Origin of the sequence: Streptomyces sp. NBC_00386 (assembly GCF_036063235.1) — a bacterium.
Classification (GTDB): Bacteria; Actinomycetota; Actinomycetes; order Streptomycetales; family Streptomycetaceae; genus Streptomyces.
On record NZ_CP107950.1, the window covers coordinates 7,276,662 to 7,295,795 of the forward strand.

At 71.8% G+C, this 19,134-nt stretch carries 13 protein-coding genes; 10 read left to right on the forward strand and 3 right to left on the reverse strand.

Features of this window, described 5'->3' with window-relative positions; genetic code table 11:
- Positions 1 to 36 precede the first annotated feature (36 nt).
- The 4 genes from OG780_RS31955 (at position 37) to OG780_RS31970 (ending at position 5,390) form a co-directional block, all read left to right on the forward strand.
- Positions 37 to 852, forward strand: coding sequence for a TlyA family RNA methyltransferase (locus OG780_RS31955; protein ID WP_328454020.1), 816 nt, complete (start codon positions 37 to 39; stop codon positions 850 to 852).
- Positions 849 to 1,754 (forward strand): NAD kinase, encoded by a 906-nt coding sequence (locus tag OG780_RS31960; RefSeq protein WP_326788629.1) that lies wholly within the window; start codon positions 849 to 851, stop codon positions 1,752 to 1,754. The genes OG780_RS31955 and OG780_RS31960 overlap by 4 nt, the downstream gene beginning before the upstream one ends.
- Positions 1,755 to 1,898: 144 nt before the next feature.
- Positions 1,899 to 3,641, forward strand: a complete 1,743-nt coding sequence (gene recN, locus OG780_RS31965) for a DNA repair protein RecN (RefSeq protein WP_328454023.1) — start codon at positions 1,899 to 1,901, stop codon at positions 3,639 to 3,641.
- Positions 3,642 to 4,253: 612 nt separating this feature from the next.
- Positions 4,254 to 5,390, forward strand: a complete 1,137-nt coding sequence (locus OG780_RS31970) for a glycosyltransferase family 4 protein (RefSeq protein WP_328454025.1) — start codon at positions 4,254 to 4,256, stop codon at positions 5,388 to 5,390.
- Between the two features lie 34 nt (positions 5,391 to 5,424).
- On the opposite strand, the gene OG780_RS31975 is transcribed toward OG780_RS31970, so the two are convergent.
- From OG780_RS31975 to OG780_RS31985, 3 genes are all read right to left on the reverse strand, one after another.
- Positions 5,425 to 7,053, reverse strand: a complete 1,629-nt coding sequence (locus OG780_RS31975; protein ID WP_328454027.1) for a PucR family transcriptional regulator — start codon at positions 7,051 to 7,053, stop codon at positions 5,425 to 5,427.
- 100 nt (positions 7,054 to 7,153) lie between these two features.
- Complete coding sequence (locus OG780_RS31980; RefSeq protein WP_328454029.1) at positions 7,154 to 8,548, reverse strand: FAD-binding oxidoreductase; 1,395 nt, start codon at positions 8,546 to 8,548, stop codon at positions 7,154 to 7,156.
- A gap of 107 nt (positions 8,549 to 8,655) precedes the next feature.
- Positions 8,656 to 10,458: a glycoside hydrolase family 15 protein gene (locus tag OG780_RS31985; RefSeq protein ID WP_328458541.1), complete on the reverse strand. Its 1,803-nt coding sequence runs from the start codon at positions 10,456 to 10,458 to the stop codon at positions 8,656 to 8,658.
- A 548-nt stretch (positions 10,459 to 11,006) separates the two neighbouring features.
- On the opposite strand from OG780_RS31985, the gene OG780_RS31990 reads away from it, so the two are divergent.
- The 6 genes from OG780_RS31990 (at position 11,007) to OG780_RS32015 (ending at position 19,133) form a co-directional block, all read left to right on the forward strand.
- Positions 11,007 to 12,674 carry a CTP synthase gene (locus OG780_RS31990; protein ID WP_328458543.1) on the forward strand — a complete coding sequence of 556 codons (1,668 nt, stop codon included), beginning with the start codon at positions 11,007 to 11,009 and terminating at the stop codon, positions 12,672 to 12,674.
- Positions 12,675 to 12,791: 117 nt separating this feature from the next.
- A complete protein-coding gene (locus OG780_RS31995; RefSeq protein WP_328454031.1) occupies positions 12,792 to 13,418 on the forward strand; it encodes an NUDIX hydrolase in 627 nt (208 codons plus the stop codon).
- 218 nt (positions 13,419 to 13,636) lie between these two features.
- On the forward strand, positions 13,637 to 15,718 hold the full coding sequence (locus OG780_RS32000; RefSeq protein ID WP_328454033.1) for a tetratricopeptide repeat protein: 2,082 nt from the start codon (positions 13,637 to 13,639) through the stop codon (positions 15,716 to 15,718).
- A gap of 162 nt (positions 15,719 to 15,880) precedes the next feature.
- Positions 15,881 to 17,005 (forward strand): alanine dehydrogenase, encoded by a 1,125-nt coding sequence (ald, locus tag OG780_RS32005; protein ID WP_328454035.1) that lies wholly within the window; start codon positions 15,881 to 15,883, stop codon positions 17,003 to 17,005.
- A 437-nt stretch (positions 17,006 to 17,442) separates the two neighbouring features.
- Positions 17,443 to 18,570: a ParA family protein gene (locus OG780_RS32010; protein ID WP_328454037.1), complete on the forward strand. Its 1,128-nt coding sequence runs from the start codon at positions 17,443 to 17,445 to the stop codon at positions 18,568 to 18,570.
- On the forward strand, positions 18,555 to 19,133 hold the full coding sequence (locus tag OG780_RS32015; RefSeq protein WP_328454039.1) for a hypothetical protein: 579 nt from the start codon (positions 18,555 to 18,557) through the stop codon (positions 19,131 to 19,133). The genes OG780_RS32010 and OG780_RS32015 overlap by 16 nt, the downstream gene beginning before the upstream one ends.
- The last annotated feature ends 1 nt before the right edge of the window (position 19,134 follow it).

The following is a 19,134-nucleotide window of genomic DNA, read 5'->3' on the forward strand; positions in this document are numbered from 1 at the left end:
TTCCATCGCCGTACGACCGCAGGAGCTGAACCGAACGTGGCAGGAGTGGCACGCCGCCGCCTCGACGCCGAGCTGGTCCGCAGGAAGCTCGCCCGCTCGCGCGAGCACGCCGGACAGCTGATCGCCGCGGGCCGGGTCAGCGTGGGCAAGACCCTCGCGACCAAGCCCGCCACGCAGGTCGAGACCGCCGCGGCGATCGTGGTCAGCAAGGACGACAACGACCCCGACTACGTCTCGCGCGGCGGACACAAGCTCGCCGGCGCGCTCGCCGTCTTCGGGCCGCAGGGCCTGAAGGTCGCGGGTCGGCGGGCACTGGACGCCGGCGCGTCCACCGGAGGCTTCACCGACGTACTGCTGCGCGCGGGCGCCGCCCATGTCGTCGCCGTGGACGTGGGTTACGGACAACTCGCGTGGTCTCTCCAGAGCGATGAACGCGTCACCGTCAAGGACCGTACGAACGTACGCGAGTTGACGTTGGAGGCGATCGATGGGGAGTCCGTGGACCTTGTTGTCGGGGATCTGTCCTTCATCCCGCTCGGACTGGTGCTGCCCGCCCTCGCGCGGTGCACGGCGCCGGATGCCGACCTGGTGATGATGGTCAAGCCACAGTTCGAGGTGGGGAAGGACCGGCTGGGCAGCGGCGGTGTCGTGCGCAGTCCGGAGCTGCGCGCCGAGACCGTGCGCGGTGTGGCGGGGCGAGCCTACGAACTGGGGCTCGGAGTGAAGGGCGTGACAGCGAGCCCGTTGCCCGGACCGTCGGGCAACGTCGAGTACTTTCTGTGGCTGAGTGCCGGGGCACCCGAACTAGACCCGGCCGACGTTGACCGTGCAGTGGCGGAGGGGCCGCGTTGACACAGACCCGAGCTCGTACTGTTTTCCTGCTGGCCCACACCGGGCGGCCGGCAGCCATCCGCAGCGCCGAGCTGGTCGTCCAGGGGCTGCTGCGTTCCGGGATCGGCGTACGGGTCCTCGCGGCCGAGGCGGCCGATCTGCCGCTGCCGGCCGAGGTGGAGCTGGTCCAGGAGGCCACTCCGCAGTGCCTCGACGGCTGCGAGCTGCTCATCGTCCTCGGCGGTGACGGCACGCTGCTGCGCGGCGCCGAGTTCGCCCGCGCCTCCGGGGTGCCGATGCTCGGCGTGAACCTCGGGCGGGTCGGCTTCCTCGCCGAGGCCGAGCGAGACGATCTGGACAAGGTCGTCGACCGGGTCGTCACCAGGGCCTACGAGGTCGAGGAACGCATGACCGTCGACGTGGTCGTGCACCGCAACGGCGACATCGTGCACACCGACTGGGCGCTGAACGAGGCGGCCGTGCAGAAGGTGTCCGCCGAGAAGCTCCTCGAAGTGGTGCTGGAGATCGACGGGCGGCCCGTCACCGGGTTCGGCTGCGACGGGATCGTCTGCGCGACCCCGACCGGGTCGACCGCGTACGCCTTCTCCGCGGGCGGGCCCGTGGTCTGGCCCGAGGTCGAGGCCCTGCTGATGGTGCCGATCAGCGCGCACGCCCTGTTCGCCAAGCCGCTGGTGACCTCACCGGACTCGGTGCTCGCCGTGGAGGTGCTGCCGCACGTTCCGCCGGGCGTCCTGTGGTGCGACGGACGGCGGACCGTGGAGCTGCCGCCGGGCGCGCGGGTCGAGGTGCGGCGTGGGGCCGTGCCCGTGCGGCTCGCCCGGCTGCACCACGCGTCCTTCACCGACCGCCTCGTCGCCAAGTTCGCACTGCCCGTGTCCGGGTGGCGCGGAGCACCGCACTAGCCGCAGCGACACCCCCGGCACCCGGTTCCGCCCGGGTGCCGGGCCGCCTCCGCGAGGGCCGTCGGCGAACGAGATCAGCCCCGGAAGGTAACGCTCGGTTCTCTTTGCGGGGGGCGGCGTCGCACGGCGCCGGGAAAACCTCGTATGGTCGGGGGCGTGTTGGAGGAGATGCGGATACGGTCGCTCGGAGTCATCGACGACGCGGTCGTCGAGTTGTCACCCGGCTTCACCGCCGTGACCGGTGAGACCGGTGCGGGCAAGACGATGGTGGTCACCAGCCTCGGGCTGCTGCTGGGCGGGCGTGCGGACCCGGCCCTCGTGCGGATCGGCGCCAAGAGCGCGGTCGTGGAGGGGCGGATCAGCGTACCCGCGGGCGGGACGGCCGTCGTACGGGCCGAGGAAGCGGGTGCCGAGCTCGACGAGGGCATGCTGCTGATCAGCCGTACCGTTTCGGCCGAGGGGCGTTCACGCGCGCATCTGGGCGGACGCTCGGTTCCGGTGGGCGTGCTCGCCGAACTCGCCGACGAACTCGTCGCGGTGCACGGCCAGACCGATCAGCAGGGGCTGCTCAAGCTGTCCCGGCAGCGGCAGGCCCTGGACCGGTACGCGGGTGACGCGGTCGCCGTGCCGCTCGCCAAGTACGCGGGTGCCTATCGCCGGCTGCGGGCCGTCTCGGCCGAGCTGGACGAGATCACGACGCGTGCGCGGGAACGGGCCCAGGAAGCCGACATGCTGCGCTTCGGACTCGACGAGATCGCGGCCGTCGAGCCGCGCGCCGGCGAGGACGCGGAGCTGGCGGCGGAGGCGGAACGGCTCGGGCACGCGGAGGCGTTGGCATCGGCCGCCACCGCCGCGCACGCCGCGCTGGCGGGCAACCCCGAGGACCCGGAGGGAATCGACGCGGCCACGCTCGTCGCGGGCGCCCACCGGGCACTCGAGGCCGTACGGTCGCACGACTCGGCCCTCGCCACGCTGTCCGGGCGCATCGGGGAGATCGCCATCCTGCTCGGCGACGTCGCGGGCGAACTCGCGGGTTACGCCGACGACCTCGACGCCGACCCGCTGCGGCTGGCGGCCGTCGAGGAGCGCAGGGCCGCGCTCACCCAGCTGACCCGCAAGTACGGCCAGGACATCGACGCCGTGATCGCCTGGGCCGAGCGGAGTTCCGAGCGGCTCACCGAACTCGACGGCGACGACGACCGGCTCGGCGAGCTGACCGCCGAGCGGGACGCGCTGCGCGGCGAACTGGGCGGCCTGGCCCAGGCGCTGACGGACGCCCGCGCGGAGGCCGCCGAACGGTTCGCCGCCGCCGTCACCGCCGAGCTGGCCTCGCTCGCGATGCCGCACGCGCGCGTGTCCTTCGAGCTCCGGCAGACGGACGACCCGGAGGGGGTGGAGGTCGGCGGACGCCCGGTGGCCTACGGTCCGGCCGGTGTCGACGAGGTGGAACTCCTGCTCGCCCCGCATCCCGGGGCGCCGCCGAGGCCCATCGCCAAGGGGGCGTCGGGCGGTGAGCTCTCGCGGGTCATGCTCGCGGTGGAGGTCGTGTTCGCCGGGACCGACCCCGTGCCGACGTACCTCTTCGACGAGGTCGACGCGGGCGTCGGCGGCAAGGCCGCGGTCGAGATCGGGCGCCGGCTGGCACGGCTCGCCAAGAGCGCGCAGGTCGTCGTCGTGACGCACCTGCCGCAGGTGGCCGCCTTCGCCGACCGGCAGCTCCTGGTCGAGAAGACCAACGACGGGTCGGTGACCCGGTCCGGCGTGAAGGTGCTGGAGGGCGAGGAGCGGATCCGCGAGCTGTCCCGGATGCTGGCCGGCCAGGAGGACTCCGAGACGGCCCGGGCGCACGCGGAGGAACTCCTGGCGGCGGCCCGCGCGGACGCCTAGCGGCAGTCCTGCCCTCCTCGGTGGGGGCGCGACTCACCCGGCCGGGTGGGGCAGTCCTGCCCTGGCTGGGCGGGTCCGCCCGGGCTTCGTGGCCGTCTGACCTGCTCTTTTCGCCCCCTCCGCCCCTACCCGTCCCGTACCTGGGGCTCCGCCCCGGACCCCGCTCCTCAAACGCCGGAGGGGCTGAAATTTCGCCGGCCGGGGCTGCATTGTCGGGTGGGTTGGGGAGTGCGGGGGCTTGGGTGCGCCGTGCGGTGCGCGGGTGCACCTCCGCCGTCGGTGCGGCGCGCGAGGGCGTCTTCGGTGCCGAGGTGACGCGTGATGCGCCCGGCGCCTTCCGGAGGCCGGGGTGACCCGCGGGGCCAGGGGGCTTATTCGGTCTTGTGGTTCGGTCCTCCCCGGAATGGACTATTCATCACTCGTGCGGGTGATCGTCGTCGCTGGGTTGCCCCGCCTGACGTGCCCTCGTCGTGATGGCGGTGCCGGAACGCCCGGGAGGCCTGGCATCCTTGGCGTAGTACGCGGTGCACGACGTGCGGTATCCCCTCCTCCGCACGACCTTCTGTACGTTTCCTCGTGACCGTCCGACGCCGAACCAGGAGCCCCGGCCGCGTGAGCCACGTGAGCAGCCACTCAGCGCACGGCCAGTCGCCGCTGCGCACCGTGCAGGTGCTCGGCGGCGGAAGCGCGGGCAGCAGCGCGCACGTACGGTCGCTGGCCGCGGGTCTGGTCGCCCGAGGGGTCAGGGTCACCGTCTGCGCTCCCGCCGAGGCGGACCGCGTGTACGGGTTCACCGGGGTCGGCGCGCACCACGTTCCCGTGCCCCGCAGCAGCGACCCCGCCTCGGTGTCCGCGCTGCGGGCGGCCTGCGCGGACGCCGATCTCGTGCACGCGCACGGGATCCACGCGGCGCTGAGGGCCGTGCTGGCACTCAGCGGGCGACGCGTTCCCCTCGTCGTCACCTGGCACACCCGCTCGGAGGCGGACGGCGCCCGGGCCCATGTCCTGCGGCTCCTCGAACGCAGGGCCGCCAGAGCCGCTGCCGTGGTGCTCGGGACCTCGTCGGACCTGGTGGACCGGGCCCGCCGGAGGGGAGCGCGGGACGCGCGGCTCGCCGCCGTCGCGCTCCCGGCGCCGCGCCTGCCCGTCGAGCCGGTGGAACCCGACCGGTTCAGGCACAAGGCGCGGGCCGAACTCGGCGCGACCGACCGCCCGTTGCTCATCGCGGTCGGCTCGCTCGACCGGTACCGCGGCTACCACACCCTCCTGGACGCCTCGCGCGCCTGGTGCCGCCTCGATCCCGTGCCGCTGCTGGTGATCGCGGGGGAGGGGCCGCTGCGCGCCGTTCTCCAGCGCCGGATCGAGGACGAGGAACTGCCGGTCCGGCTCATCGGGCGGCGCGAGGACGTCACGGAACTGTTGGCGGCCGCCGACCTCGTCCTGCTGCCCAGCCGATGGGAGTCGCGCTCGGTGCTGGCGCAGGAGGCCCTTCACGCGCGCGTTCCGCTCGTCGCGACAGCGGTCGGCGGCATCCCCGAGACGGTCGGCAACGCGGCCGAACTCGTCCCGTACGGCAACGCGAAGGCGCTCGCCGACGCCGTCCTGCGACTGCTCGCCGATCCGGCGCGCCGGGAGGCGCTGCGGGAGAAGGGCGCCCGGCAGGCCGCCACGTGGCCGACCGAGGACGAGACGGTCGCCCAGGTGCTGAGCGTCTACGACGAGTTCACCCAGTTCCGGCCGCTGGTCTGACACCCGGGACCTGGGGCGGACAGGCGGGCCGCCCTCAGGGAACGTGCCTGCGTGCCCGCAGCGCCAGGCTCAACGCCAGTACCGTCTGCGGGTCGTCCAGGTCCATGCCCAGCAACTCACCGATCCTGGCGAGGCGGTTGTACAGGGTCTGCCGGTTGAGATGCAGTTCGCGGGCGGTCTCCGCCTTGCGGCCCGCGTGCGCCAAGTACGTCTGGAGGGTGGGAAGAAGAGGCGGTTTGGAGCGGACGTCGTGGTCGCGGAGCGGACCGATCGCGCGCTCCACGAAGGCGGCCAGGTCGGGGTGCTCGCGCAGTCGCCACAGCAGCAGGTCGATGTCCAGACGGCGTGCGTCGTACCAGGGCCGGTCCGACAGTCCCTGCGCGGCCGTCGCCGTCTCCGCCGCGTGCCGCAGGCCCGCCGACGCGGCCGCCCAGCCCCCGGCGACCCCGACCACCACCACCGGCGGCTGTGCCCCGGGCCGCTGCATGCCCGCGCGTTCCACCCCGGCGCGCAGCGCCGCCGCGACACGGTCCGCGACGGCCCCCCGTTCCGACTCCGAGCGCAGGCCCAGCAGCAGCGGGACCCGGCCCTCGACGGGACGTACGCCCAGCAGTACCGGGACGCCCACCGAGGCCAGTTCCTCGGCGACGGCGCGGGCCAGGACCGCCCAGCCGCCGCCGGGCGCGAGACCGTCGGCGAGTCGCATCACGACCGGCAGGAGCGGGCCGGAGCCGGGCTTGAAGCCGAGTACCCGGGCCTGTGCCGGCGCGTCCTCGGCCTCGATACGGCCCTCGGCCAGGTCGGTCAGGAAGTCGCCGCGCCCTCGCGCCGCCAGCTCTTCCTCCTGGCGGGCCTGCATCAGCACGACGGCCAGGATGCCGGCGGCCCGCTCGGCGGCGATCCGGTGCACCGGGGCGACCGGCGCGTTGACGGGCAGCAGCACCAGGCGGGCCCGTACGGAGCCGGTGCCGGGGCCGCCGCCGGGCACGTCCACCAGGGTGGTTCCCGCGGGCGGCTCCTCCTTGTGCTGGCCGCGCAGCCCCTCCCAGACCTGGAGCGGGTCGGCGCCCGTGGAGCCGGCCCCGGCCGCGTACAGGAGCTGTCCGTCGGCCGTCTCCAGGAAGACCGGGCTGCCGCTGAAGTCGGCCAGGATGCGCAGGACCTGAGGCACTCCGCCGCCGCCGAGCAGGGCCTCGGTGCAGCGCCGGTGCACTTCCTCGGCCTGCTGGAGCAGCGCGTAGTGGCCGTTGACGATCTCGGTGTGGATCTCCTCCGTGACCGTCACGAAGGGCACCTCGCGGTGCAGCTGGACCAGCGGCAGACCGGTGGAACGCGCCGTCTCCACGAGCGCGGCCGGGAGCCGGGTGAAGCGCGGGCCGAGCTCCACGACGAGCGCCGCGATCCCGCGCTCGGCCAGGGTGCGGACGAACGCGCGCTGGTCGGACGGGCGGGTGCCGAGACCGTACCCGGTGGTCAGCAGCAGTTCGCCGCCCTTGAGCAGCGAGGCGATGTTCGGCACCTCGCCCGCGTGCACCCAGCGCACGGTCCGCTGCAGCCGGTCGGCCCCCGCGATGATCTCCGGCAGCCCGCTGCGCAGTCCGGGCAGCTCAAGGGCCCGCTGCACGGTGATTCCGGCGCCCTGGGTGTCGTAACGGCTGTCCATGGAGCGGACGCTACCCGCGGACGGCTCGCGGAGGCATCTCCGGGCCGGGGCGGGCGACCGCCGGGAGCCGCAGCGGGCGGTGTCCGGGTGAGCGCCGAGGTCAGGCGGCGGCCGGTACGGGGGCGATGTTGTGGTTGAAGCGGAAGACGTTGTCCGGGTCGTACTCGGCCTTCACCGCGGCCAGCCGCCTGAGGTTGTCCTCGCCGAGCCCGGCCGTGACGCGGTCCGTGCCCTCGTCCCCGATGAAGTTCAGATAGACCGCGCCGGTGCTCCACGGCCGGACGTCCTCGCGGACCTTCCTGACCCAGGCGACACACCGCTCGTCGTCGGCCGGGTCCTCCCAGATCCCGAAGGGGTGCACGGCCCAGGGCGCGTCGCGGTAGGGGACCGGGAACCGGGACGGTCCGGCGGCGATCGCGCCGCCCTGCGGGAACAGCACGTGCTGGTTGCCGGTGGGGACGGGCATGGCGTCGCCGAGGGCGCAGAAGACGTCCACGAAGTCGTCGGGCGCGCCGGTGAGGTACTCCGCCGACCAGTAGTTCCGCATACCGGGCGGGTCGTCGAGCATGGAATTGAAGTCGGGGTAGGGCAGGGCCGTGACGATTTCGACCTCGTGCGGCAGCGCCAGCAGCGGCTGCGCGACCTTGCGCATGTCCTCCTCGCCGCCCGCGTACGCCACGAGGCCGCCGCACAGCCGCTTGCCGACCAGATGCTCGGGCATGAACTCCTCGGGCGGGCCGGTCAGGTAGAGAACGCCGCCGCTCGCCTCCGGCGGCCCGTTCCCGATGATCTCGCGGTAGACGCGCACGACGTCGGGGCCGGCGTCCGGCTGGAACATCACCATGGCGATCGAGAACTCGGGCAGCGGGTGCAGCTTGAGGGTCAGCGCGGTGGCGACGCCGAAGTTCCCGCCGCCACCGTGCAGGGCCCAGAACAGCTCCGGGTTCTCCTGGTCGGTGGCACGTACCGGCGAGCCGTCGGCGGTCACCAGTTCGACCCCGAGGAGATTGTCGACGGCGAGGCCGAAGGAGCGGTCCAGCCAGCCGCTGCCGCCGCCCAGGACGAAGCCGCCGACGCCGGTCGTCGAGACACGGCCGCCGGTGGTCGCGAGGCCGTACGGCTGGGTGGCCCGGTCGAGATGGCTCATCAGGGCTCCGCCCTCGACCCGAACCGTCTCGGACCCGGGGTGGACGGTGACCGCGTGCATGCGGCTGAGATCGATGACGAGACCGCCGTCGTTGAGCGACATGCCGGAGACGCTGTGACCACCTCCGCGTACGGCGATCGGCAGGTCCAGCTCACGCGCGAAGCGCACCGCGCGTGTCACGTCGGCCTCGCCCTCGCACCGCGCGATCACGGCGGGCCGCCGGTCGATCATCGCGTTGAAGATCGTCCGGGCTTCGTCGTACCCCGGATCGTCGGGGGTGACCACATCGCCGGAGAGACCCGTGCGGAACGCGGCCAGTGCCGCGCCGGCCTTCGAAAGGGGAGCCATGGAAGCCGCCCCCTTCCATGAGGGGACAGGACTCCCTCCAGGCTAGGCGGGTACGGCGCATCGGGCGCGTCGGGGACGGATCCCCCACGCGCCCGGCACAGGCCGGCTCAGCCGCCGTACGCCCCGCTCGCCGTCAGCCGCAGGGCCGTGTCGATGAGCGGGACGTGGCTGAAGGCCTGAGGGAAGTTCCCGACCTGGCGCTGCAGACGCGGGTCCCACTCCTCGGCCAGCAGACCGAGGTCGTTGCGCAGGGCCAGCAGGCGCTCGAAGAGCTTGCGGGCCTCGTCGACCCGGCCGATCATCGCGAGGTCGTCGGCCATCCAGAACGAGCAGGCGAGGAAGGCACCCTCGTCGCCCTCCAGACCGTCCACGCCCGCGTGTTCGCCGGAGGTCGGATAGCGCAGGATGAAGCCGTCGGAGGTGGACAGCTCGCGCTGGATCGCCTCGATGGTGCCGATCACCCGCTTGTCGTCCGGCGGCAGGAAGCCCATCTGCGGGATGAGCAGCAGGGAGGCGTCGAGCTCCTTCGAGCCGTAGGACTGCGTGAAGGTGTTCCGCTCCTGGTCGTAGCCCTTCTCGCACACGTCCCGGTGGATGTCGTCGCGCAGTTCGCGCCATTTCTCCAGCGGGCCGTGCGCGTCCCCGGACTCGATGAGCTTGATCGTGCGGTCGACGGCGACCCAGGCCATCACCTTGGAGTGCACGAAGTGCCGCCGTGGGCCCCGGACTTCCCAGATCCCCTCGTCCGGCTGGTCCCAGTGGGTCTCCAGGTAGCGGATCAGCTTCAACTGGAGGAGCGAGGCGTAGTCGTTGCGGGACAGGCCCGTCATATGGGCCAGGTGCAGGGCCTCGGTGACCTCGCCGTAGACGTCGAGCTGGAGCTGGTGCGCGGCGCCGTTGCCGACCCGGACGGGCGCCGAACCCTCGTACCCGGGAAGCCAGTCGAGCTCGGCCTCGCCCAACTCCCGTTCCCCCGCGATGCCGTACATGATCTGGAGGTTCTCCGGGTCGCCGGCGACCGCGCGCAGCAGCCACTCGCGCCAGGCGCGGGCCTCCTCGCGGTAGCCGGTGCGCAGCAGCGAGGAGAGGGTGATGGCCGCGTCGCGCAGCCAGGTGTAGCGGTAGTCCCAGTTGCGTACGCCGCCGATCTCCTCCGGGAGGGAGGTGGTGGGCGCGGCGACGATGCCGCCCGTGGGCGCGTACGTCAGGGCCTTCAGCGTGATCAGGGAGCGGACGACGGCCTCGCGGTAGGGGCCGTGGTACGTGCACTGGTCGACCCAGTCGCGCCAGAACGCCTCGGTCGCCTCCAGCGACTGCTCCGGCTCGGGCAGCGGCGGCGGCTGCTTGTGCGAGGGCTCCCACGACACGGTGAAGGCGATGCGCTCGCCCGGTGCCACGGTGAAGTCGGCGTAGGTGGTCAGGTCCTTGCCGTACGTCTGACAGTTCGTGTCGAACCAGACCGAGTCGGGTCCGGCGACCGCGACCGTGCGCCCCTCGTGCCGGCGCACCCAGGGCACGACGCGGCCGTACGAGAACCGCATGCGCAGCGTGGAGCGCATCGGCACCCGGCCCGTGACGCCCTCGACGATCCTGATCAGCTGCGGCGCGCCGTCGCGTGGGGGCATGAAATCGGTCACCCGGACCGTGCCGCGCGGTGTGTCCCACTCGGATTCGAGGATCAGAGAGTCGCCGCGGTACCGGCGGCGCGAGGCCGCGGGTGGCTGCGCGTCGGCGGCGTGCGCGGGACCGAGCCGCCAGAAGCCGTGATCCTCCGTGCCGAGCAGTCCCGCGAAGATGGCATGGGAGTCGAAGCGGGGCAGGCACAGCCAGTCGACTGTGCCGTCCCGGCAGACCAGCGCGGCTGTCTGCATGTCTCCGATGAGTGCGTAGTCCTCGATGCGCCCGGCCACGTGCATCTCCAGTCGAACGGCCACGGCGCCCCTTCGCGGGGCGGTCGCTCTTGCGGTCAAAGGGAACGTAGGTACTGCAAAAACAGTAGGCAATGGGAGTCGGTAACTGCGGAACGTCGATGATGGGGGACGTCCGTCGTGCGTCGCTGCGAAACGCCGGTTGTCGGTGCGATGGGCGATGCGATTGTCGTTTCGAACGAACTGACAGGCCCTCTTTGTTCCGGTTACGTACGGGATGGTGCCGTGTGCCGGAGGGGCTCGGCAGCGAGTGTCCGAGCAGGATACGACGCACGTGGAAGATCCGCGTGCCGCTCCGGACAACCCGGCTGAGCCGATCGAGTGAGCGGTGTGTGAGCTGTGTGCCGAGCCGGGTGCTCGGGTGTGCGCGGAGCGTGGCCGGAAGCGACCTCGTCCGGTCGCTGATACCCTGGTAGCCCGTGGACCGGTGGGCAAGAAACCCCCGAACCGCAGCGACGGCAACCCCCGGAAATCTCCGGGCCCCACGCCGGCACGCACCCCAGACCGACCACGGGAGCCCCCTCTTGGCCATGCCGCCCAGTGCTTTTCGAAACAGCACAGCCACGACGACCAAGCACATCTTCGTCACCGGGGGTGTCGCCTCCTCCCTCGGCAAGGGGCTGACCGCCTCCAGCCTGGGCGCGCTGCTCAAGGCCCGCGGTCTGCGGGTCACGATGCAGAAGCTCGACCCGTACCTGAACGTCGACCCGGGCACCATGAACCCGTTCCAGCACGGCGAGGTGTTCGTCACCAACGACGGCGCCGAGACGGACCTGGACATCGGTCACTACGAGCGCTTCCTCGACGTGGACCTGGACGGCTCGGCCAACGTGACCACCGGCCAGGTGTACTCCACCGTCATCGCCAAGGAGCGGCGCGGCGAGTACCTCGGTGACACCGTGCAGGTCATCCCGCACATCACCAACGAGATCAAGCACCGCATCCGCCGTATGGCGACCGACGACGTCGACGTGGTCATCACCGAGGTCGGCGGCACGGTCGGCGACATCGAGTCGCTTCCCTTCCTGGAGACGGTCCGCCAGGTCCGTCACGAGGTCGGCCGCGACAACGTGTTCGTCGTGCACATCTCGCTCCTGCCGTACATCGGCCCGTCCGGCGAGCTGAAGACCAAGCCGACGCAGCACTCGGTCGCGGCGCTGCGCAACATCGGTATCCAGCCGGACGCGATCGTGCTGCGGGCCGACCGCGAGGTCCCCACCGCCATCAAGCGCAAGATCTCGCTGATGTGCGACGTCGACGAGGCCGCCGTGGTCGCGGCGATCGACGCCAAGTCGATCTACGACATCCCGAAGGTCCTGCACACCGAGGGCCTGGACGCCTACGTCGTCCGCAAGCTGGATCTGCCGTTCCGTGACGTGGACTGGACGACCTGGGACGACCTGCTCGACCGCGTCCACAACCCGGTCCACGAGATCACCATGGCGCTCGTCGGCAAGTACATCGACCTGCCCGACGCCTACCTCTCGGTCACCGAGGCGCTGCGCGCCGGCGGTTTCGCCAACAAGGCCCGCGTCAAGATCAAGTGGGTCACCTCGGACGACTGCAAGACCCCCGCGGGCGCGGCCAAGCAGCTCGGCGACGTCGACGCGATCTGCATCCCCGGCGGATTCGGTGACCGCGGCGTCTCCGGCAAGGTCGGCGCGATCCAGTACGCCCGCGAGAACCGCATCCCGCTGCTCGGCCTGTGCCTGGGCCTGCAGTGCATCGTGATCGAGGCCGCGCGGAACCTGGCCGACATCCCCGACGCCAACTCCACCGAGTTCGACTCCGGCACCGGCCACCCGGTCATCTCCACGATGGCCGAGCAGCTCGACATCGTGGCGGGCGAGGGCGACATGGGCGGCACCATGCGCCTGGGCATGTATCCGGCCAAGCTCGCCGAGGGCTCGATCGTGCGCGAGGTGTACGACGGCAAGGAGTACGTCGAGGAGCGCCACCGCCACCGCTACGAGGTGAACAACGCCTACCGCGCCGAGCTGGAGAAGAAGGCCGGCCTTCAGTTCTCCGGCACCTCCCCGGACGGCAAGCTCGTCGAGTACGTCGAGTACCCGCGCGACGTCCACCCGTACCTGGTCGCGACCCAGGCGCACCCCGAGCTGCGCTCCCGCCCGACCCGGCCGCACCCGCTCTTCGCGGGCCTGGTCAAGGCCGCGGTGGCACGCAAGACGGGCAAGTAGGGCCAAGTAGCACCAGGTTGTACGGTGACCGGGGTGCGGGTCCGCGGGAGTTCCCGCGGGCGCGTGCCCCGGTTCCGTCACCGGACCGGACTCTTTTTGCGTGTGGGAGGACAGGCCATGACGATCAAGGACACCCCCGAGGAGTGGGAGGTCCGGGCGACCGAGACCCCCTTCAAGGGCAACAAGACCTCGGTGCGCACCGACGACGTGGTCATGCCCGGCGGATCCGTCGTCCGCCGCGACTACCAGGTCCACCCGGGCTCCGTGGCCGTGCTCGCCCTGGACGACGAGGACCGTGTCCTGGTCCTGCGCCAGTACCGCCACCCCGTGCGCCACAAGCTGTGGGAGATCCCGGCGGGCCTGCTCGACATCCCCGGCGAGAACCCGCTGCACGCCGCCCAGCGCGAGCTCTACGAGGAGGCGCACGTCAAGGCGGAGACCTGGCGTGTGCTGACCGACGTCTACACCACGCCCGGCGGCTGCGACGAAGCCATCCGGATCTTCCTGGCCCGTGACCTCTCCCAGGCGGAGGGCGAGCGGTTCGAGGTCGAGGACGAGGAGGCGGACATGGAGCTGGCCCGCGTCCCCCTCGGTGAACTCGTCAGCGGTGTGCTCGCCGGCGATCTGCACAACAACTGCCTGGTCGTGGGCGTCCTCTCGCTGCTCGCCGCGCGACAAGGCGCCGGACTCGACGCCCTGCGCCCGGCCGAGGCGCCCTGGCCCGCGCGCCCCTTCGAGGCCTGACGTCCGCCTCCGGGGCGGCCGCGCCGTCCCGGAGGCCCGCTTCGGACGGGCCGCGTACGCCCGTCTGGGGGCACCGGTCCTACGATCGCCTGATCCGATCGGGGGATACCGCCGCCGCGCTCCGCACGGATCGTCGCAGAGCGTGAACTAGGCTCTGGAAAACGCTCGTACCGGAGTCCCGGCGGGCTTGCGCGTGCGGTGGAACGGGAGCGTGGCCCGTGGCGGATCAGGCGGTGGACGACGGCGGCACAAAGGTGTCGTCCCAGGGGCAGCGGCCGGCTGCCGGGTCCCCTCCTACGAAGAGTCAGTTCCTGGGCCGCACAAGAGAGTTGAAGGAACTCCGGGCGGACATCGAGCGCGCCGGCCTCGACACCATCGCCGGCCGCAAGGCCCCGCGGGCCCGGGTGCTGCTCATCGCGGGCAAGCCCGGTTCCGGCCGGACCGCGCTGGCGGCCCAGCTCGCCGCGCAGGTCGCCGAGAGTTACCCCGACGGCATACTGCGCGCCCGCCTCACCGAACCCGACGGCACCCCGGTGCCCACCGAGGCCACCGCGCGGGAACTGCTCACCGCCCTCGGCCTGTCCGCACCCCCCGGAGCCGACGCCGACGACCTCGGCGAGCGGCTGCGCGAGGCCCTCGCGGTCCGCCGGGCGGTGCTCCTGCTCGACGACGCCGCCGACGCCGAGCAGGTCGACGCGCTGCTGCCCGACTCCCCGGACTGCCTGGTCGTCGCCGTCTCCGGCGGGCCGCTGACCGGAATCGCGGACGTCCGCCCCTGCACGCTCGGCGGCCTGGACACCAAGTCCGCCCTCGAACTCCTCGGCCACTTCACCGGCTCGGTCCGCATCACCGTCGATCCGCTCGCGGCCGAAGGACTGGTCGAACTGTGCGCGGGCCAGCCGACCGCCCTGGTGCTGGCCGGCGGCTGGCTCGCCGCGCGCCCCGCCGCCGCCGTCTCCGATCTCGCCAAGCAGCTGCGCACCGAGGGCGAGGACGGCACACCGCTGGACCGCGTCTTCCGGCTCTCGTACGCCTCCCTGCCGGGCACCGCCGCGCGGATACTGCGACTGCTCTCGCTGGCCCCCGCGGGCCTCGTCGACCCGCACACCGCCTCCGCGCTGGCCGGCTGCTCGGTCCAGACGGCGCACACCACGCTGGACGAGTTCGTCGGTCTCGGCCTGGTGCGGGCGATCCCCTCGGAGCTGCCGCAGTACGAGGTTCCCGGCTGCCTCCATCCCCTGCTCCGGACGCTCGTCGACACCCATGACCGGGCCGCCGAGGCGCAGCTGGCCCGCGCCCGGATGCTGGAACGGACCGTACGGCTCCTGGTGTCCTGCCGTGCCGTCACCGAGACCGACAGCTCGCCCGCCCGGGAGAAGCTCGCGGGGATGCCGCGCGCCCTGCGCTTCTCCGGTCCCGGGGCGGCCGAGGACTGGCTGCGGGTGCGCCGGCCCGCGCTGCTCGCCTCGGCGCGGCTGGCGGTCGCCGACGGGGAGCTGGACACCCTCGCCCGGCGGCTGATGGCGGCCCTGGTGCGGGCGATGGCGGCTCATTTCGGCACCCGGGCCGCGGCGCCCGACCTGTACGGCATCCACCGTCTCGTGCTGGACGTCGCCGAGCGCCGGAACCTGCCGCGCGAGAAGGCGGCGGCCCTGCTCAATCTCGCCGACCTCGACGCGCAGACCGGCCGCGGGACCGACGCCCTCGCCCGCTACCGGGCCGCACTGGACGCCGGACGCGAGGCGAACGACCCGTACGCGACCGGCCGCGCGATGGAATCCGTAGGCGGAGCCCACCAGGAACTCGGGGACCACGACCGGGCCGCCGACTGGTACGGCAGGGCGCTCGCCCAGCGGCTCGCCCGGGACGAGCGCGTGGACGCCGCCCGGCTGTACGGGCGTATCGCCACCGCGCACACCTACGCGGGCCGCTACGGAGAGGCACAGGTCAACTGGCGCGCCGCGGTCGCCTGGCACCGCAAGAACGGTGATGTCGCCTCCCAGGCAAGGGCGTTGAGCGAGATGGCCCGGGTCCAGGAGTACGCGGGACGCTCCGAGGAGTCGCTGCGCACCTGCCAGGAAGCCGTCGAGTGGGCGCGCCGCGCGGACGACGTACGTCTGCAGGCCGCGCTCCAGGTCAGGCTGGCCGACACCCTGGACAGGCTCGGCGACCCGGCGGCCGCCCGGCTGCACCGAGCGGCGGCCGAGCGCATGCTGGGAGATGAGTTCCCGGAGAGCACGTCCGGAGGGGAACGCGACGCTAACACCTACGAAATCCGCAGTTCATCCGCTGAAGATTGATGCATTGAAAGGCTAGACAGAGGGAATCCCTTCATTAGACTGGCTCCGCCGCGTTCTTCCGTGGTGTCTCCCGGTGTGCTCCCGTACGTCGGGTATGACATGCATTGCCTGGCTTGCATCGCCTCGGCACGCATAGCCCCAGAGCCCTCTGAGTCAAGGACCGTGATCGACGTGAAGGTCGGCATCCCCCGCGAGGTCAAGAACAACGAGTTCCGGGTGGCCATCACCCCCGCCGGTGTGCACGAGCTCGTGCGCCACGGCCACCAGGTCTTCGTCGAGCAGAACGCCGGTGTCGGCTCCTCGATCACGGACGAGGAGTACGTCTCCGCCGGGGCGCAGATCCTGTCCACCGCCGACGAGGTCTGGGCCACCGCCGACCTGCTGCTGAAGGTCAAGGAGCCCATCGCGGAGGAGTACCACCGCCTCCGCAAGGACCAGACGCTCTTCACCTACCTGCACCTGGCCGCTTCCAGGGAGTGCACGGACGCCCTCCTGGAGTCCGGCACCACGGCGATCGCCTACGAGACCGTCGAACTGCCGAACCGCGCCCTGCCGCTGCTCGCCCCGATGTCCGAGGTCGCGGGCCGTCTCGCCCCGCAGGTCGGCGCCTACCACCTGATGCGCGCCAACGGCGGCCGCGGTGTCCTGCCCGGCGGTGTCCCGGGCGTGCTGCCGGCCAAGGCCGTCGTCATCGGCGGCGGTGTCTCCGGCTGGAACGCCGCGCAGATCGCCATCGGCATGGGCTTCGAGGTGACGCTGCTCGACCGCGACATCAACAAGCTGCGCGAGGCCGACAAGATCTTCGGCACGAAGGTCAAGGCCGTCATGTCCAACTCCTTCGAGCTGGAGAAGGCCTGCCTCGAGGCCGACCTCGTGATCGGGGCCGTCCTGATCCCCGGCGCCAAGGCGCCGAAGCTGGTCACCAACGAGCTCGTCGCGCGGATGAAGCCCGGGAGTGTCCTTGTCGACATCGCGATCGACCAGGGCGGCTGCTTCGAGGACTCGCGTCCCACCACGCACGCCGAGCCGACCTTCCCGGTCCACAAATCGGTCTTCTACTGCGTCGCCAACATGCCCGGCGCGGTCCCCAACACCTCGACGTACGCGCTGACCAATGCCACGCTGCCGTACATCGTCGAGCTCGCCGACCGCGGCTGGACCGAGGCCCTGCGCCGTGACAACGCGCTGGCCAAGGGCCTCAACACCCATGACGGCAAGGTTGTTTACCGCGAGGTCGCCGAGGCCCACGGGCTGGAGCACGTCGCGCTGGAGAGCCTGCTCGGCTGAGTTTCCCGGCGGCTCCGGGAGCGACTCCAGGAGCCGGCACCGGCTGCCGACTCGGCGCTGAGAAAAGGCGATACGTCAACACAGGTCGTCAACATCGAACACTCGGCCGGACCTTGCCCGACAAGGTCCGGCCGGGTGTGTGTCGGGTCACTTTGCGGCACTCGTTCAACTCGCCGCGAACGTAACTCTTCAACCGATTCGCACACCGGTGAAACCTGCCGTGCGACGGCCTTACGCCCTTGACAGAGGGATGTTCGGTTGCCGACACATCGGGTCGGGTCCGGCGGATTGTGTTGCTGCGGAGCGGTGACACGCCATAGAGTCGCCAATCGTCGGCATGGTGCCACGCTGACCTATCGAGAAGTTCCCTGGTCACCAAGGAGGTAAGACGACTTGTGAATGAGTCGACATTTACTCCCGGGGGTGGTCAACCAGGAATGCCGGCGCGGGGCCAGAGCCCCACGGGGCTCGAGGCTGTCGGCTCCGTCGCTGTCCGCACCTTCGCAGCCCACCAGAGTCCCCGGACGACTCAGACAGCACACCCGAGCATGGATGGCCATCACGTGAACGCCATGGCCGGCAACGGAAGTGGCGAGAACCACACCCACTTCGCCGACTACGACGAACTGCCCGAGGGGCACTTCTACGACCCCGACGCCGAGTACGAGCCCGATCCGGAGTACGCGGCCACGCTCGCGCCCGACGCGGCCCGTCAGCGCCGTGAGCGCATCGGCCCGACGGGGCGCCCGCTGCCCTACTTCCCGATCCCGGGTCCGCTGACCAGTCACGGCCCCGCGACGATCATCGCGATGTGCAACCAGAAGGGCGGCGTGGGCAAGACCACGTCGACCATCAACCTGGGTGCCGCGCTCGCGGAGTACGGACGCCGGGTGCTGCTCGTCGACTTCGACCCGCAGGGCGCGCTGTCCGTGGGACTCGGCGTCAACCCGATGGAGCTCGACCTCACCGTCTACAACCTGCTCATGGAGCGGGGCATGGCGGCCGACGAGGTGCTCCTGAAGACGGCGGTCCCGAACATGGACCTGCTGCCCAGCAACATCGACCTGTCCGCCGCCGAAGTGCAGCTGGTGAGCGAGGTCGCCCGCGAGTCCACGCTCCAGCGAGCCCTGAAGCCGCTGCTGGCCGACTACGACTACATCGTGATCGACTGCCAGCCCTCCCTCGGCCTGCTCACCGTGAACGCGCTGACGGCGGCCCACAAGGTGATCGTGCCGCTGGAGTGCGAGTTCTTCGCGCTGCGCGGTGTCGCGCTGCTCACCGAGACGATCGAGAAGGTCCAGGAACGGCTCAACCCGGAGCTGGAGCTCGACGGCATCCTTGCCACGATGTACGACTCCCGCACGGTGCACAGCCGTGAGGTGCTCGCGCGCGTCGTCGAGGCCTTCGACGATCACGTCTACCACACCGTGATCGGCCGGACCGTCCGCTTCCCGGAGACCACGGTCGCCGGAGAGCCGATCACCACGTACGCCTCCAACTCCGTCGGCGCCGCCGCCTATCGCCAGCTCGCCAGGGAGGTGCTCGCCCGGTGTCACGCCGAGTGAGTCTGCCGGGGGCCGACGAACTGTTCCGTACCACCGGGGGCATGGCGCTCCAGTCGTCCTCCCCCAACCGCCGGACCAACGGCGAGGCCCGGGTGCCGGCTCCGGCCGGCGAGAGCGACGCGGCGGCCGGGGAGGACGCGCCCCAGTCGGTACCCGTCCGGGGCGGTGACGGCGAGGGCGACGAACATGTCGCCGCCGGCACCGAGTCGTCCGACGCGGGGGAGTCCCGCAGCCGGGCCGGCGCCCCGGACCGTTCGGGGCGCGGCCGGCCGGCGCAGGAAGGTTCTGCCGCCCCTTCCACGTCCGTGCAGTCGTCCCGCAAGCGGGGACGCGCCGCGAACCGCCGGCCCAGTGGGCGGGAACGGCACGACGAGAAGATCACGGTGTACGTGTCCGCCGAGGAGCTGATGGACCTCGAACACGCGCGCCTGGTGCTCCGCGGCGAACACGGTCTCGCCGTCGACCGCGGGAGGATCGTCCGCGAGGCGGTCGCCGTGGTCCTGGCGGACCTGGAGTCCCGCGGGGACGCGAGCATTCTCGTCCGGCGACTGCGCGGGCGGTAGC

What these genes read in the sequence shown, in the direction of transcription:
- OG780_RS31990 (WP_328458543.1), top strand. Translation starts at nt 11,007, where the DNA reads ATGCCGCCCAGTGCTTTTCGAAACAGCACAGCCACGACGACCAAGCAC.
- OG780_RS31975 (WP_328454027.1), bottom strand. Translation starts at nt 7,053, where the DNA reads ATGGACAGCCGTTACGACACCCAGGGCGCCGGAATCACCGTGCAGCGG.
- OG780_RS32010 (WP_328454037.1), top strand. Translation starts at nt 17,443, where the DNA reads ATGCCGGCGCGGGGCCAGAGCCCCACGGGGCTCGAGGCTGTCGGCTCC.
- OG780_RS31980 (WP_328454029.1), bottom strand. Translation starts at nt 8,548, where the DNA reads ATGGCTCCCCTTTCGAAGGCCGGCGCGGCACTGGCCGCGTTCCGCACG.
- recN (WP_328454023.1), top strand. Translation starts at nt 1,899, where the DNA reads ATGGTCGGGGGCGTGTTGGAGGAGATGCGGATACGGTCGCTCGGAGTC.
- OG780_RS31995 (WP_328454031.1), top strand. Translation starts at nt 12,792, where the DNA reads ATGACGATCAAGGACACCCCCGAGGAGTGGGAGGTCCGGGCGACCGAG.